Source organism: Streptomyces sp. NPDC005266, from assembly GCF_040607655.1.
Lineage (GTDB): Bacteria > Actinomycetota > Actinomycetes > Streptomycetales > Streptomycetaceae > Streptomyces.
Genome location: NZ_JBEXHC010000018.1, coordinates 18983 through 35433, shown reverse-complemented (window position 1 = coordinate 35433; position 16451 = coordinate 18983). Strand labels below are relative to the sequence as shown.

Genomic DNA, 16451 nt, shown 5'->3' with positions numbered 1-16451 from the left:
CGAGAAACGGCGGGCGGACGGCTCTCGCCGTCCGCCCGCCGTGGGTCCGCGTGCGACCCTGTGCCGCGCCCGCTACGCCGCGGCCTCCTCCGGCCGCTCCCCTTCCTGCTCGGCCTCCACCCGCTGGTTCCACTCCCGCTTCGACGCCTGCCAGCCGTCCTCGTTGTGGCCGCGCCGCCAGTAGCCGGAAATCGACAGCCAAGCGCGCGGAATCTCCCGCTCCAGACGCAGATGGCGACGGATCTCCTTCACGAAGCCCGCCTCGCCGTGGACGAAGGCGTGCACCTGGCCGGGCGGGAAGTCCAGCGCGCGGACGGCCGCCACCAGCACCTCGCCGACCGGTGCGCCGCCCCGGTGCAGCCAGGTGATCTCGGCGCCCTCCGGCGCCGTGAGCTTGTGTTCCTCATCCGGGCCCGCGACCTCGACGAAGGCCCGTACCGGGGCGCCGGCGGTCCGGGGCGCGCCATCGGCGAGTCGCTCCAGCGCGGCGGCGATCGCGGGCAGCGCGCTCTCGTCGCCCGCGAGCAGATGCCAGTCGGCGTCCGCGCTCGGGGCGTACGCGCCGCCCGGTCCCAGGAAGTGGACGTCATCGCCCGGCTGGACCCGCGCGGCCCACGGCCCGGCCAGCCCCTCGTCGCCATGGGTCACGAAGTCCACGGTCAGCTCGCGGACCGCCGGGTCCCAGGCGCGCACCGTGTACGTACGGGTCACCGGCCACTGCTCGCGCGGGAAGTCGGCCCGGATCCGCTCGATGTCGAAGGGCTCGGGGTAGCTGACGCCCGCGGCCGGGAAGAGCAGCTTGATGTAGCGGTCGGTCCACTCGCCCGGGGTGAAGCCGGCGAGGCCGTCCCCGCCCAGGACGACCCGCACCATATGCGGGGTGAGCCGGTCGGTGCGTACCACCTGGGCCCGGTGGGGCTTCGGTGTCTTCCGGGCCGGACGGTCCGCCATGACGGCCTCCCTGATCAACGACAGTTAGGATTACCTAACCTAACAGCTCACTCCTGGAGAGTGGAGAGAAGCCGACGCAAAGATCCACCCAGTCCCCAGCGCTCCGCCAGCGCGTCCACCGCGGCGGGGTCGTGCGGCACCCGCGGCAGCGCCGGGTCGAAGGCGGGCAGCGGGACGTCGGAGGCGACCTTGACGACCTTCGGGGCGACGGCGACATACGCCCGCGCCTCGTCGAGGCGCTTGCGCTGCGAGGGGGTCAGCTTGGCGGCCGGGTCATCCACGGCGGCCATGATTCCGGCGAGCTCGCCATGGGCGGCCAGCAGCTTGGCGGCCGTCTTCTCGCCGATCCCCGGCACCCCGGGCAGCCCATCGCTCGGGTCGCCGCGCAGCAGTGCCAGATCCGCGTACCCCCGGCCGTCCACTCCGTACTTCTCGCGCAGCGCCGCCTCGTCGAACAGCCGCAGCGTGCCCACGCCCTTCACCGGGTAGAGCACTCGCGCCTCACGCTTGTCGTCGACCAGCTGGAAGAGGTCGCGGTCGCCGGTGACGATGTCGACCGGGCCAGTGGCGCGGCCCGCCAGCGTGCCGATCACGTCGTCGGCCTCATAGCCCTCGGCCCCCACCCGGGCGATGCCGATCGCGTCGAGCACCTCGTCGATCACCGGAACCTGCGGGGAGAGGGTGTCCGGCACCTCCTCCTGGTCCACCCCGGCCCCCTCGGGGGCCTCCTCGGCGACCCGGTGCGCCTTGTACGTGGGGATCAGCTCGACCCGCCAGGAGGGGCGCCAGTCGAAGTCCATGCAGGCCACGAGGTCGTCGGGCCGGTGGTCTTGGACGAGCCGGGCGATGAAGTCGAGCAGCCCGCGCACGGCGTTCACCGGAGTACCGTCGGGAGCCCGGACCGAATCCGGCACGCCGAAATAGGCTCGGAAGTAGAGGGAAGCGGTATCGAGAAGCATCAGGCGTCGCGTCACGCCTCGATGATGCCGCACGCCACTGACACCCAGGCAGGGAGAATGTGAGCTGGATCACGGTTCGGTTTGAGCCAAACGGATGGGGGCAGGTGCGCCGCCGGAGCGAACCCGTGCAGTGATTGCATCGGGCGCGCGGTCCAATGCCACGCCGCTCCGCGACCCGCCGGCGGGGGTGGCGGGTCGTTTTGGTGCGATTTGAGAGGTGTGTGTGTCCAAACTGCGAGCTGAACATCTGTACAAGGTGTTCGGTAGACGACCCGATGAGGCGGTGGCCAGGCTCGAAGCGGGCACGGACCGTGAAGAGCTGCGGGCGGACGGTACGACAGCGGCGGTCATTGATGCCTCCTTCGACGTCGAGGCGGGCGAGATCTTCGTCGTCATGGGTCTGTCCGGATCCGGCAAGTCCACCCTGCTGCGGATGCTGAACGGGCTGCTGGAGCCGACCGCGGGACGCGTGCTCTTCGACGACGACGACCTGACCGCGCTCAGCCCTCGCGACCTGCGCGGGGTGCGCTCCCACAAGATCAGCATGGTCTTCCAGCACTTCGCCCTCTTCCCGCACCGCAGCGTCCTGGAGAACGCCGCCTACGGCCTGGAGGTGCAGGGCCTGCCGCGTGACGAACGGGACAGGCGCGCCGCCGAGGCCCTGGAGATGGTGGGCCTGGATGGCTGGGAGAAGTCCTGGCCGGACGAGCTCTCCGGCGGTATGCAGCAGCGTGTCGGCCTCGCCCGCGCGCTGGCCACCGACGCCGACATGCTGCTGATGGACGAGTCCTTCAGCGCGCTCGACCCGCTGATCCGCCGCGATATGCAGGACCAGCTGCTCACGCTGCAGAAGCGGCTCAAGAAGACCATCGTCTTCATCACCCACGACCTGAACGAGGCCATGCGGCTCGGCGACCGTATCGCCGTCATGCGCGACGGCCGGATCGTCCAGATCGGCACCGCCGAGGACATCCTGGTCACCCCGGCCAATGACTACGTCGCCTCCTTCACCCAGGACGTCGACCGCAGCCGGGTGCTCACCGCCGGCGCGATCATGAGTGAGCCCGCCGAGGTGCTGGGGACCACCACCGACGACGGCGCGACGCTCCGCACCGAGCAGGACGTGCTGGACGCCGCCCCCGCCACCGTCACCACCGGCACTCCGGTCATCGAGCTGTTCGCGCCCTGCTCGCGCAGCGGGGTCGCGGTCGCGGTGACCGACGACGACGGCGAGCTCGCCGGTGTCGTCTCGCGCGCCCGGCTGCTCGCAGTCCTCGGCGAGCCGGACACCGGACCCGACGGCGCGACGCCGACGGGCCCCGGCGAACCGGACGCGCCCGAGTCCGCGAAGAAGGTGATCACCGGTGCCTAGGCTTCAGCTCGGCGACTGGATCAATTCCGGCGTCAACTGGCTCCGAGACAATCTGAGCTGGCTCTTCGACTTCATCTCCTCCGTCGTGCAGGGCATGTACGACGCGCTGAACTCCGTGCTCAGCGCCCCCGAGCCGCTGCTGCTCGCGGGCATCCTCGCGGTGCTCGCCTGGTGGCTGCGCGGGCTGCTGCCCGCTGTCCTCGCCTTCGCGGGATTCGCGCTCATCGACTCGATCCAGCTCTGGGGCGAGGCGATGAACACCCTCGCGCTGGTGCTGGTCGCCGGTGTGATCACCATCGTGTTCGCGGTGCCGCTGGGCATCTGGGCGTCCCGTAACCGCGCCGTGAGCGCGCTGATCCGCCCGGTGCTGGACTTCATGCAGACGATGCCCGCCTTCGTCTACTTGATCCCCGGCATCTTCTTCTTCGGCCTCGGGGTGGTCCCCGGTGTCGTCGCGACCGTCATCTTCTCGATGCCCCCGGGCGTCCGCATGACGGAACTGGGCATCCGCCAGGTGGATGCGGAGCTGGTCGAGGCGGCCGATGCCTTCGGCACCCATCCGCGCCGTACCCTGCTGCGCGTCCAGCTCCCGCTCGCCCTGCCCACCATCATGGCGGGCGTCAACCAGGTGATCATGCTGGCGCTGTCCATGGTCGTCATCGCCGGCATGGTCGGCGCCGAGGGACTCGGCTCCACCGTCTTCCAGGCAATCAGCTCCGTCGATGTCGCGATGGGCTTCGAGGGCGGTATCGCGGTGGTCATCCTGGCCATGTACCTGGACCGGATGACGAGCGCGCTCAACCAGCGCGTGTCCCCGCTCGCCCGCCGCGCGCTGGCCAAGGAGAAGGCCAAGGCGGTCAGCGGCCTCAAGGTGCTCCACTGGAAGCCCGCGACCTCCGTCGCCATGGTCGGCGTCGTCGTCCTGGCACTGGTCGCCGGCGGCATGAGCATGTTCGGCGGCGGCGAGAGCGGCCCCAAGGTCTCCGCCAACGTCGGCAAGGGCCAGTCGGTCAACCTCGGCTACATCAACTGGGACGAGGGCGTCGCCTCCACCTTCCTGTGGAAGGAGCTCCTGGAGCAGCGCGGCTTCAAGCCGAAGGTGCAGTCGTACGATGTCGGCGCGCTGTGGACCGGCCTGGCCGCCGGCAACGTCGACATGCAGACCGACGCCTGGCTGCCGGCCACCCACGCCCCGTACTGGTCGAAGTACAAGAACAAGCTGGAGAACCTCGGCTCCTGGTACGACAAGACCTCGCTGGAGGTCGCCGTGCCCTCGTACGTCAAGGGTGTGAAGACCCTTGACGACCTGAGGAAGAAGTCCTCCACCTTCAAGAAGAAGATCATCGGCATTGAGCCCGGCGCCGGTGAGATGAAGCTGATGCAGGACAAGGTCATGCCGGGCTACGGCCTGGACAAGGACTACTCCCTGCTCAAGGGCTCCACCGCCGCCATGCTCTCGCAGCTGGACCGCTCCTACGCCAAGAAGGAGCCGATCGCCGTCACCCTGTGGTCCCCGCACTGGGCGTACGACAAGTACAAGCTCACCAAGCTCAAGGACCCCAAGGGCGCCTTCGGCAAGGGCGACCACCTCGATACGATCGCGCGCAAGGGCTTCGCGAAGAAGAACCCGCAGATCGCGAAGTGGATGAAGGACTTCAAGCTGAGCGAGAAGCAGCTCACCAGCCTGGAGTCGGCGATCCAGGACGCGGGCAAGGGCAAGGAGCAGCAGGGCGTGCGCGCCTGGCTGAAGAAGAACCCCGGCACGCTCAACAAGCTCGCCCCGGTGCCGGGCGCCGAGCAGAAGGGCAAGGACGCCGGCGCCGCGCCGAAGATCGGCTACTTCCCGTGGGACGAGGACATCGCCACCACCTATCTGTGGAAGAACGTCCTGGAGCGGCGCGGCTACAAGCCGGAGATCAAGCAGTACGACGTCGGCTCGATGTTCACCGGCATGAGCACCGGGCAGGTCGACGTCGAATTCGACGGCTGGCTGCCGGTCGCGCAGAAGCAGTACTGGGACCGCTACAAGAAGAATCTCGTCGACGTCGGGGCGTGGTACGACAAGACCTCCCTCGAGATCGCGGTGCCTTCCTACGTCAAGGACGTGAAGTCCCTGGCGGACCTCAAGGGGAAGGCCGACACCTTCAAGGGCAAGATCGTCGGCATCGAGCCGGGCACCGGCGAGATGAAGCTGCTCAAGGGCCAGGTCCTCAAGCAGTACGGCCTGGACAAGGAGTACAAGGTCTCCGACGGCTCCTCCCCGGCGATGCTCGCCCAGCTCCAGCGCTCGTACGCCAAGAAGGAGCCGGTCGCCGTCGTCCTGTGGTCCCCGCACTGGGCGTACAACAAGTACAAGCTCACCAAGCTCGCGGACCCGAAGAAGGCATTCGGGGACAGCAACCAGCTCCACTCGCTCGCCAACAAGTCCTTCCCGAAGAAGTACCCGGAGTTCAACGGGTGGCTGAAGAAGTGGCACATGAGCGAGAAGGACCTCGCGAGCCTTGAGGCCTCCATCCAGGACGCCGGCAAGGGCAATGAGGAGAAGGGCGTCCAGAAGTGGATGGACGCTCACCCCGGCATCGTCGACAAGATGGCGCCGGTGGCTCCCTGACACCACCCGGTGGACAACCGCTGACGCGCCGCGGCCCGGAGCATCCGCTCCGGGCCGCGGCCGTTCAATTCGGATGACGACCGTTCCGGGCGCCCCTTACTGCCGTGCCCGTGAACGCACCTCCCGGTGCGAAGACGACGGTTACGGTTACTTCGGTCGATTCGGGTTCGATTCCTGAGCCACTCCGCCCTGCGCGGAGTGGCATACGTACCGTCGTCGACTCTGATCTCGGGAGGCGCGCGCACGCATCGGAGCGCCCGGTGCGCGGGCCGTGGTTACTTCCTCTTCCGAACAATCCGCAGCCCCTCCTGATCTCGGGCGCCCCGATGCCTTCGCGCCGCCTCGTGCTGCGCGTGGCCGGTCTTGAGGTGATGGTGACCGAAGTACGGATGCTGGAGCAGGCGTTCACCGGGCTGGAGCGGGTCCTGGTGCACGGCTGCGGGCTGGCCCGGCCCGGCTGGCTGGACGAGGCCGAGGCCGCCTGGGCCGGCGTACGGGCCACCGGCCGGGCCCGGCGCGCCGTCGTACCGGTCTGCCGGCGGCCGTGGACGGTGCTTGGGCCGGGACACCTTCGCCGGCGACGTCCTGGCCCGGCTGGGCGTCCACCAGCTCTACCGGGAGCATGCCGAGCGCTACCCCCGTATCCCCATCGACGAGTTGACGGCCCAGGGCGCGGAGCTGGTCGTGCTGCCGGACGAGCCGTACCGCTTCGCGGCCGACGACGGGCCGGAGGCGTTCCCGGGCCTTCCCGCCGCACTCGTCAGTGGCCGGCATCTCACCTGGTACGGGCCCTCGCTGGCCGAGGCGCCCGCCGTCCTCACGGCCGCGCTGTCGGCGGCGCGCTGACGCCCTGGGCCCGGGCGTAGTCGGCGAGGGCCGGTTCGAGCAGGGCGAACGCCCGGGTGGCCTGGTCCTCGAGGAGTGCGGCGATCTCCGGGTTGGCGCGTCCCGCGAGCGTGAGGTCCTGGATCCGGCGGAACAGGACCCGGTGCACCCCGCCGAGCAGGGACGCGGCCGTGCGCGGGGTGATGTCATCGGGGGAGGCACCGGTGGCCTCGGCGAGAGCGGCGGCCAGGGCGTCCTCGCGCTGGTCGTGCAGACCGCGCAGACAGGCCGAGAGGGTGGGGCTCTCCACGATCATGCGGCTGAATTCCGGCCCGGCGAAACCCGCGACGGGATCCTGGGCGGCGACGGCGGACAGAAAGGCTCGGCGCAGCGCCGCGAGGGCGGACTCGCCGGGTTCCCGGGCGGCGACGGTGCGGGCCAGACTGGTGACGAACTCGTCCTGGTGGTCCAGGGCCAGGTCCTCCTTGCGCGGGAAGTAGTTGGTCACGGTCTTCTTGGCGACGCGGGCGGCGTCGGCGATCTCGGCGATGGTGGTGCGCTCGAAGCCCTGCTCCATGAAGAGCCTGGTCGCCCGGTCGGAGATCAGCTGCCGCGTCTCACGCTTCTTGGCCTCGCGCAGACCCGTGGCCGCGGTGTCCATCGTGGTGCTCGACTCGATACCCATGGCCGAATCTTATATCCGTAGTAATTTTATGTTGACACCGTCAGTGCGCAGAACATAAGTTTACCCCCGTTGTAAATTTCGTCTCGGGGAAGTTGCGGCCGCGCCCCCTGCCCAGACCATGTACGACGGAGGACTGTTGCGATACGTCACTGCTGTTCCCGCGGCACCCGGGGGACCGATGCGGCGCGCGGCCGGGGCGCCGCGCTGATCGCCGCCCCGCTCCCTGCCGACGCCGAGGTGCGGGGCGACCGGGTCCGCGCGCCCGGCGCCCGGGGCGGCGCGGTGATCTATGTGCACGGCGGCGGATTCACCGACACCATGCCCGAGGCCGAGCGCCTGATGGCCTATCGGCTGTCGAAGGCGACCGGCCGGCCCGCCCTGCGGGTGGACTACCGGCTCGCGCCCACCCACCCCTGCCCCGCGGCCCTCGAGGATGTGCTGGCCGCCTGGCGAGGCGTGCTGGACGAGGGTGTCCCCGCCTCGCAGATCGTCCTCGTCGGCGAGTCGGCCGGCGCCACCCTGGTGCTGTCCGCCCTCCTGGAGATCGCACGGGCCGGCGGTCCGCGACCCGGTGCCGCGGTCGCGGTCTCGCCCATCACCGACTTCGCCCTCACGGGTGCGTCGCTGTCCGCCGACGACGGCAAGGATGTGCTGAGCCATGCCGTTCTCGGCTCCATCGCCGACCGGTACCTGGCCGGCGCGGACGCCCAGGAGGCGCCGCAGTCGCCGCTGTACGGGGAGCTGCGCGGGCTGCCGCCGCTGCTGATCGCCGTCGGCACGGACGAGATGCTCCTGGACGACGCCCGCCGCTTCGCCGAGGCGGCCGACGCCGCCGGGGTGAGCGTGCGGCTGGAGGAGTACGAGGACATGCCGCACGCCTTCCACCTCTCCGAGCGCGGTGAGGTGCTGCTCGACCGGATCGGCCGGTGGCTCGCCGACCCGGTCCGCGAGTTCACCGTCAGCGATCCGGACGCGGGACGCTATGCGCTGGCGCACGGCCCCGACGGGGCCCTGTCGTTCACCGAATGGGGCCGCGGCGGGGTCGGACGCATCACCACCGATGGCCGGATCACGACGTACGACCTGCCCCGCTCCGACAGCGAACCGCACGGCATCGTCCAGCACGACTGCGCGCTGTGGTGCGCTCTGGGAACCGGCTCCCTGGCCAGGATCGAGGTGCTCCGGTGACCGCTCCTGAACCCGCTCCCGAACCGAACACGACGAGAGGAACCGCCTTGGCCCCAGCCACCACCTTCGACCCGGAAGCCGCGTTCGACCGCCAGGTCCGTCACCTGACCGACCTCGGATATCCGGCGATGTCAGGCCTGGGCCCGGAGCGGTTCGGCGCCCTGGTCGCCCCGCTGCGCGCCCGCGCCGTGGCAGCCGCGGACAGCCGGTGCGATCCCGAGGCCGGCCGTGTGCCGTTCGTGCTGGTCGTCACCCGGAACGCGGCGCCGATGGAGGAGACGATGGCGCGCACCGCCCTGCAAGCCGGGCGGCTGCCCGGTTTCGTCGACCGCTCCTTCGAGCCCGGCTCCCTCGAACGGTTCGTCGCCACCAAGGAGACCGGACTCCCGGGCCCGGACGCCTACCTGCTGTTCGACGTCGACCGGGGGGAGGAATTCTGCGGCGCCGTACCCCATGACGCCATGAACGTGATCGCCGAGCGGCGCCGCACCCTTCTCACCATCGAGGAAGGGATCGCGCTCATCACCCACTTCCCGCAGGTGCTGGTCAAGAACAAGTGCTTCTCCCTGGGCGGCTCACGATGCGGTGACCGCCGGGTCCCGGCGATCTGGATCAGCCAGAAGGCGCCGAAACTCGGCTGGTGCTGGGAGGGCAACCCGCACACCTGGCTCGGCATGGCCTCGGCGGGGGCGCGGGCCGCGGCCATCCCCTGAGACCCGGAAAAGGTGCGGGTGCGGGGGACGACCCCCGCATCCGCACCTTCACCTCAGAGCTCCACCGCGCAGCTACCTCAGACCTCTACCGCGCAGCACGTGTCCCGCCGCAAGTGCCGCCCCACCTCCAGCCAGTGGTCCGCCGACCTCCCGCGCGCCACCGCGGCGCCCGCCGGCTCCGGGAAAGACTCGACCAGTGCGCGCTGCTCGTACGGCACGCCGCCCCGCAGCACCGAGACCGTCCTCACCAGCGAGTCGAAGTCCGTGAACGGGTCGCCGTCCACGACCGTCAGATCCGCCAGCTTGCCGACCTCCAAGGTGCCCAGATCGCGTTCGGCTCCGAAGGTCCGCGCCGGCAATACGGTCGCCGTGCGCAGCGCCTCCGCCGGCGAGAGCCCGTACCGGTGCAGCGCGCGCAGGCTCATGTGCAGATGCAGCCCCACCGGGACCAGCGGCTGGTCCGTGCCGAGGGCGACCACGCCGCCTGCGGCCAGGATCCGCTGGTAGACGCCGATCTCGGTGCGCAGCGTGGTCAGCTGGGCGGGCGTCGGGGGCGCCCCGGCGAGCTGATGTACCAGGGCGGTGTCCCATGGCGGCATCAGCCGGGTGACCCGCTCGTCCTCGGCCAGCGAGGGGTCCGCGCCGACCAGGGGCGCCGCCGTGAACGGCGTGGCGATGAGCCGGAAGTCCGAGGTCGCCGTATAGATCTCCGTGACGTCCCTGTAGGAGCGGCCGGTGGCCGTCGTGCCGTGCCCGTACTCCAGCCGCTGGGTGGCCTGCAGATGGGTCGTCAGGTCCTGCCCGAGCTGGATGCCCGGTGAGCACAGATGGCTGCCGGTCCGCACGCCCAGCCGGTCGTGCGCGAAGCGGGCCGCCTCCTCCATGACCCACCCCGGCGCGCGCACATACGTCTTGACGAAGTCCCAGTCGAGCCCGGCACCGCGCGCAAGGGAGCGGCGCAGCCCGTCCCGGGTGCGGTGCGCCCGGCCCATGCTGTACGCGACGCGCGGCCCGTCCAGCAGCTCTCCGGTGGCCAGCAGCCGCGGCCCGGCCAGGGCCCCCGCCGCGACGGCCTCCCGCAGCCGGGCCTGCTCGTACGCGAATCCGCCGAGGGAAACCGCGGTCGTTATGCCGTAGGCGAGCTGCAGGGTGGTCTGACGGCCGCCGTAGGTGGACTGCCAGGGGTGGGTGTGCGCGTCCCACAGCCCGGGGATCACGGTGCGGGCGGAGGCGTCGACACGGCGCTTGGCGGGCCGCCCGGCGCGGTGTGACTCTACGGCGGTTATACGGCCCCCGCGCACCAGGATGTCGACGTCCTCGCGGACCGTACTACTGTCGCCGCCGGCCCAGAACCGCCCCGCGTGGACGACGGTGTCGGCGGGCCGCGGCCGCCGGTGATCGAGCGGGACGCGCACCGTACGGGCGCTGCCGCGCTCAACGTCCAGCAGCCGCAGCCGACCCGCCGACAGATACAGGAGGCTGCGGGAGTCCCCGGACCAGGAGGGATGGTCGGCGGGCTCGTCGGTCAGCCGGCGCGGCGCGCCGTCGGGGGTGCCGTCCGCCCCGACCGGCAGCAACCACAGCGCCGACTCGGCGATGAGCGCCATATGGCGGCCATCGGGGGACCAGACGGGGCCCGAGTCATAGCGGTCCGAGACGCAGGTGTGCTCCGCCACGGCGTGCAGCCTCGCCGCGCCGCTGCTCGCGTCGACCACCCGGATCAGGTTGTAGCCCTCGCGGAACCGCTGATTCAGCCGATTGCGGTCACACAGCGCGATATGGCGGCCATCGGGCGACCAGCTCGGCCGGCCGGGCAACCCGCCGGCACCCAGCGGCGCGGCCAGCACCCGCTCCGTACCGGCGCCCAGATCGCGTACGACCAGGTTTCCCGACATGTCGATACAGGCGAGCCGTGTGCCGTCCGGGGACAGCGCGGGATGCACCCGGCCGCCGGAGGCCAGCACGGTCTCCTCGCCCGAGGCGAGGTCCCGGCGGTGCACGGCGAGCAGCCCGTCCCGGTCGTCCGCGTACACCAGACCGCGTCCGTCGGACGTCCAGGTGGGCGCCAGCAGATACCGGGTAGGGGCGGCCCGTACGACCCGGCGCGGGGCCCGGCCGCCGGAGACATCCGCGACCCAGAGCGAGTTGAGGGCCGCGAAGGCCACCTTATGGCCGTCGGGCGACAGCGCGGGCAGATGCAGCCCGCGCACCGGCCGCACCCCGGCACCGTCGAAGTCGTACCGCTTGACGCGGTACCGGGGCCGGTCGACCGGCAGGGTGGCCGAGAACGGGATCTCCTCGCCCGCGCCGGGCGCCTCCGGGCGCACCACCCGGAACCGCCCGTCGACCGTCAGCAACAGCTCCTCCCGTGACGTCCAGCGGGGCGGTACCGGCTGAACATCGCCCTTCAGGCCGACAGCCTCACCGTCCACGACCAGCGTGCACGTGGCGGCGGGGGCGGCGGTTGTCCGCAGATAGGCGAGCCGGCCGCCCGGCGACAGCGAGGGCGTCATCACCGCGGTGCCCGCGGTCGCCTCGGTGTGCTCAACCTTCACCGGTCCGCTGCCGTCGGCCCGTACGGAGGCCACCGTACGGGCGTCCAGCGCGGTCCCGGCGGGCGCGCCGCGCACAAACAGCACCCGCTCGCCGTCCGGCGACCAGGCCGGGTCGAAGTCCTCCCAGGCACCGTCCTGGAGCGGTCCGTCCTGGCCGGGCAGACCGGTGAGCCGGGTGAGCTCCCCGGTCGCCACCTCCAGCACCCACACCCGGTACGGGCTGCCCGCCACGGGATCGCCCCCGCGCTCGGAGGCGAAGGCGAGCCGGGTGCCGTCGGGCGACCAGGCCGGACCGCGGTCGTCCCATGGACCGTCCGTGCGCTGGCGCAGTTCCGAGCCGTCGGGGCGCAGCGTCCACAGATGGAAGCCGCCGCCCCGGTAGGCGCATATGGCCAGCAGTTCACCGTCGGGGGAGAAGACCGGCCGGGTGGGCTCGAGATCGGGCGGGGTGAGCTGAACCGCCTCGCCGCCCTTGCGGGCGACCGACCACAGCACGTTCTGGACCTCGGCGATCAGACGGTCGCCGGAGGGGGAGAGCGTGGCGGCGCCGTTGGTGGCACCGGTGAAGGAGAGCGAGCCGCGCCGGGCCACCTGGGCCCGCGTCCCGGTGGCGGCGACCGCCTCCGAGGGCAGCGCGGTGACGGCGGTGGTAGCGGCGGCGGCCTGCAGAAGGCGACGCCGGGAGAGGGCGGAGGTCGGAGTGTCTAATGCGTCTGGGGCGTCTGGGGCGTCTGGGGCGTCTGGGGCTTCAAGAGCGTCCAACGGTCCTCCGGAACACGAGGGCTGCATGATTCGGGAGTTCACAAGCGATACGCCAAGCGCTTGATCGTTACACACCCCTTGGGTCGGGGGTCAACACCGCCTTGTCGGCGGCCTTGGCCTGCGCGACGGGCAAAGGGAGAGTGGGATGCCGCGCATCCCATCGCCCCGATCACTCCAGGAGGCAAGACGGCATGCCAGCAGACGGCATCACCTTCCGCACCGACCATCTGCCCACCCCGGACGGCGTGCCCGTCGCGACGTACACCTGGCTGCCGGAGGGCGGCAGTCCACGCGCGATCGTGCAGATCGCCCATGGCGCCGCCGAACACGCCCAGCGCTACGACCGGTTCGCCCGCTTCCTCGCCGGGCACGGCTACGCCGTGGTCGCCTCGGACCACCGGGGCCACGGCGCCACCGCCGCGTCCACCGGCGGTCTCGGCATCGTGGGGGAGGAGGGTGACGCCTGGCGGGCGATCGTCACGGACCTGCGGGCCGTCGGCGCCCGTGCGCGTGCCGACCACCCCGGGCTCCCGCTGGTCCTGCTCGGTCACAGCATGGGCTCCATGCTGGCCCGCGACTGTGCCCAGGAGTACGGCGCGGAGCTGGCCGGCCTGATCCTCTCCGGGACCTTCCGCTCACTGCCGGGCGCCGAGACCGAGGAGGCGATGGCGCGCATCGGACTGGAGATCGAGAAAGGGGGCCGTACGGCCCTGTCCCCCTTCATCCCGACGCTCTTCGCCTCGTTCAACGACCCGTACGAGTTCCGGACGGGCTTCGAATGGCTCTCCCGGGACCCGGCCGAGGTGGCCGCCTACGCGGCCGACGAGCGGTGCGGCTTCCCCTTCAGCGCCGGTCTGGCGCTGGACTGGGTGCGCGCCGTCCGCAAGATCAACGACCCACACGAGCAGGCCCGCATCCCGGCCGCCCTCCCGGTGCATGTGGCCGTGGGCACCGAGGACCCGTGCAACCAGCGGATGACGCTCGTCTACGAACTCCTCGAGGACTTCCGCTACATCGGCACCCAGGAGCTCACCTGGAGGGGGTACGACGGGGCCCGGCACGAGATCCTCAACGAGACGAACCGGGACGAGGTCCAGGAGGACCTGCTGCCTGGCTGGAGAAACGCCTCTGAACCCACCGGGCCAGGGACGGCAGCCGAAGGGGTCCCCGGGGTGCGCGGCGGAGGCCGTCCTGCCTCCGCCGCGCACCCCCGCCGATCCGGCCGAGGCTCGCACGCCCAGCCGCGCATCCGCGGCCTCACCCCATGGCTCCCCCGGCGCGGCGTCCGCCCCGGCGCCTGGTGGTGGGGGATCGGCGAGCGTGTCGTTGGCGGCGGGCGGTGGAGGTGCGCGCGAGATACGGCTCGGCGAGCACGACACCCGCCGCCGGACGGCCCAGTTCGCGCGACGTCAGAGAGGCGAAGCGCTCACCCAGTGTTCACGCCGAAGAATCCGCTCACAGCGAACAAATCAGGGCCATTCAACCTCACTCGGGCGACGACGACGCCCGGCGTTGTCGTCGCGAGCGCGCGCAGCCGCTCCAGCCCGACGGACCCGCGTAGGCGACCACCTCGCGGTCGCTGCCGTCGCCCATTCGACGCCCCTGGTCGCCACCCGTACCCCCGGCCCGGGGGAGCCCCGAGTCCGCAACCCCAGCGCCGCCCCGACGGCCGGCGGCGGCCCGCGCCCGAGTGAGCCAGTGTCGATCTCGGCACCCGGCGCCAGCGCCCGCTCAGGATGGTGGCCGAGCAGCGAGTCATACGAGCGGAAGCCCCCTCGGCGACGAACCGCCACAACCCCTACACTCAGAGTGATCCCCCGAGCCCACCTCGGGGTGGCGGCGGCCACCCCCTGAAGTGCGGTATTGTTCTCGTGCGCGGTCGGCAAGGGCGAAGCCCAAGCCGAACAAGCACCGGGACGTGGCGCAGCTTGGTAGCGCACTTGACTGGGGGTCAAGGGGTCGCAGGTTCAAATCCTGTCGTCCCGACCAGCGTTTTCGCAGGTCGGAGGCCGTTTCTGCGGGTAGCGGGAGCGGCCTTAACCGTTTCCGGGCTGGGAGCAATGGGGAGCCCTCTGGGAGCCCTCGTGCTCCCAACTCGCAGACGTGTCAACGCCGCCCGGTTTGTCCGTCACCCGATCCGGTAGACGTGCGGTGCCGTACCGCGCCCCTGTGTGCCGTCGTCAACCGTAGGCCCCTGGGGTCACCCGGTCGATTCGGATGCTCTCTGCATCGAGAGGCATAAGGACCCTTGTCGGCTCTCGACCTCCTTTCAGGGTGGGAGCACGGAGTCGCGCTCCGCATGCGACAGGGATGGGGGGACTGTCGGTGATGTCGCTGAGTCGGTTTTCGCAGGCAGGTCGCACGCGGGCGTCCTGGTCGTTGCGAGCGACCTGCGTCAAGGCGAGGCAAAGCCCCTTGGCGTCCGCCGGCAGATAGGTCACTCCCAGGGCGCGAGTGCCGTATCCGGCTCTGGAGCGCTGTGGCGAGACAGTCGGCGGGGGTTTCTCGGCGAAAAATAGTGTGCCAAGCGGACGAGCGCTTGCCGGAAATCCCATCCGTGCAGGTCATGGGGTATGCCGGTATGCGTGGAGGGTTGCGTTTGCCGAATATCTCGTCCGTGCAGGTCACGCGGCATGTCTGTATTCGTGGAGGATGCCGCCAAGGCGGTCGTGGCGTCGTATGTCGAGGTGGCTTAGCTTGTCTGGATCATTGATTGGTGTGGGCAGTGGGTGTAGCGGTCGGGCGTTCGCGATGCCCTGATGCGGTCGCTGGTAGTTGTAGAACTCCTCGAACTCTCGCAGGGCGTGGAGGAGGTGGCGCTGGTTTCAGATCAAGGTCCGTTCCAGGAGCTCGTGTCTGCAGGTCTGCACCCACCTTTCCATGATCGAGTTCATTCTCGGCATCTGGATGCCGGTGAGGACGACCTCGATCCCCGTGTCCTTGAGGACGGCGTCGAACAGGGCGGGGAACTTCCCATCCCTGTCCCGGATCATGAACCGTGCCCGGCAGCCTACGTCCTCGAGATCCATGACCAGGTTCTTCGCCGCTTGCGCCACCCATGAGGTGGTCGGGTGTGCGGTGGCGCCCAGGATCCGGATGCGGCGACTGCTGTGTTCGATTACCGCGAGTACGTACATCCGCGCGCCGGACCGGGTGACCGTCTCAAAGAAGTCGCAGGCCAGGAGGGCGTCGGCTTGGGAGTGCAGGAAGTCGGCCCAGGTGCTGGAGTTCCGGTCGGGGGCTGGATCGATGCCGGATTCCTTGAGGATCTTCCAGACGGTCGAGGCGGCCACCTTCACTCCCAGTACGAGCAGTTCGCCGTGAAGACGCCTGTAGCCCCAGTTCGGATTCTCCCTGGCCAGGCGCAGTACCAGAGTCCGGATGGAGCGCACGGTACGAGGTCGACCGGGTCGCTGGGGCCGCGATAAGACGGCATGACGGCGCCTGGCAAGGTCACGATGCCAGCGCAGTACTGTGTCAGGACGCACGAGCAGTCGCACACGCCGCAGGGCGGACAACGGCATCCGGTGCAGCAGCGCCGCCAGGAACGCCCGATCGCTCGGAGTGAACCGTAGTCGGGCACCGCCGAGTTGGCGTTCGAGCACCGTGATTTGATGGCGGAGGGCCAGGATCTCCGCATCCTTGTCCCGGTCGCTCATCGGCAGCAGACGCAGCAGCGCGAACGCGTTGGTCACGCCCAGGTAGGCCAGTCGCAGCAGCACGGTCGATCATCATGACGCGTGAACCACCGACTACGCGAGAGCGCCGACTCGAGCGATGAGGCTGACGACCGCCAGTCCCGGTGCAGGCCTCCGACCAGGGGCGGATAG

8 protein-coding genes, 1 tRNA gene and 3 pseudogenes are annotated in these 16451 nt (G+C 70.5%); 7 read left to right on the top strand and 5 right to left on the bottom strand.

The features are described 5' to 3' along the window. Positions 1–72: 72 nt before the first annotated feature. On the bottom strand, positions 73–951 hold the full coding sequence (locus ABZU99_RS26195) for a siderophore-interacting protein (protein WP_356050443.1): 879 nt from the start codon (positions 949–951) through the stop codon (positions 73–75). A gap of 47 nt (positions 952–998) precedes the next feature. Further along, the gene (locus tag ABZU99_RS26190) at positions 999–1910 is read right to left on the bottom strand and encodes a 5'-3' exonuclease (protein ID WP_355955112.1); all 912 of its coding nucleotides are present in this window, start codon (positions 1908–1910) and stop codon (positions 999–1001) included. A gap of 223 nt (positions 1911–2133) precedes the next feature. Between ABZU99_RS26190 and ABZU99_RS26185 the strand changes: the two genes are divergently transcribed. The 3 genes and pseudogenes from ABZU99_RS26185 to ABZU99_RS26175 form a co-directional block, all read left to right on the top strand. Beyond that, a complete protein-coding gene (locus tag ABZU99_RS26185; protein ID WP_355955106.1) occupies positions 2134–3282 on the top strand; it encodes a glycine betaine/L-proline ABC transporter ATP-binding protein in 1149 nt (382 codons plus the stop codon). Continuing rightward, positions 3275–5893, top strand: coding sequence for an ABC transporter permease/substrate binding protein (locus ABZU99_RS26180; protein ID WP_356050442.1), 2619 nt, complete (start codon positions 3275–3277; stop codon positions 5891–5893). Before ABZU99_RS26185 ends, ABZU99_RS26180 begins: the two co-directional genes overlap by 8 nt. 347 nt (positions 5894–6240) lie before the next feature. Continuing rightward, a pseudogene (locus ABZU99_RS26175) lies at positions 6241–6739 on the top strand (helical backbone metal receptor); the annotation flags it as partial. Here ABZU99_RS26175 and ABZU99_RS26170 read toward each other — a convergent pair. Continuing rightward, positions 6711–7379 (bottom strand): TetR/AcrR family transcriptional regulator, encoded by a 669-nt coding sequence (locus ABZU99_RS26170; RefSeq protein ID WP_355955110.1) that lies wholly within the window; start codon positions 7377–7379, stop codon positions 6711–6713. The pseudogene ABZU99_RS26175 and the gene ABZU99_RS26170 overlap by 29 nt on opposite strands. Before the next feature lie 261 nt (positions 7380–7640). On the opposite strand from ABZU99_RS26170, the gene ABZU99_RS26165 reads away from it, so the two are divergent. Next, entirely contained in the window at positions 7641–8591 is a 951-nt protein-coding gene (locus ABZU99_RS26165) for an alpha/beta hydrolase (protein WP_356050441.1), read from the top strand. A gap of 47 nt (positions 8592–8638) precedes the next feature. Further along, on the top strand, positions 8639–9304 hold the full coding sequence (locus ABZU99_RS26160) for a DUF5701 family protein (RefSeq protein WP_355955098.1): 666 nt from the start codon (positions 8639–8641) through the stop codon (positions 9302–9304). A 77-nt stretch (positions 9305–9381) separates the two neighbouring features. On the opposite strand, the gene ABZU99_RS26155 is transcribed toward ABZU99_RS26160, so the two are convergent. Then, positions 9382–12528 (bottom strand): amidohydrolase family protein, encoded by a 3147-nt coding sequence (locus ABZU99_RS26155; protein ID WP_356050444.1) that lies wholly within the window; start codon positions 12526–12528, stop codon positions 9382–9384. A 284-nt stretch (positions 12529–12812) separates the two neighbouring features. Between ABZU99_RS26155 and ABZU99_RS26150 the strand changes: the two are divergent. After that, positions 12813–13753 (top strand): annotated as a pseudogene (locus ABZU99_RS26150) (alpha/beta hydrolase). 780 nt (positions 13754–14533) lie between these two features. Next, a tRNA-Pro gene (locus ABZU99_RS26145) sits at positions 14534–14610 on the top strand. Between the two features lie 635 nt (positions 14611–15245). On the opposite strand, the pseudogene ABZU99_RS26140 reads toward ABZU99_RS26145, so the two are convergent. Next, positions 15246–16343, bottom strand: a pseudogene (locus ABZU99_RS26140) (integrase core domain-containing protein). Between the last annotated feature and the right edge of the window lie 108 nt (positions 16344–16451).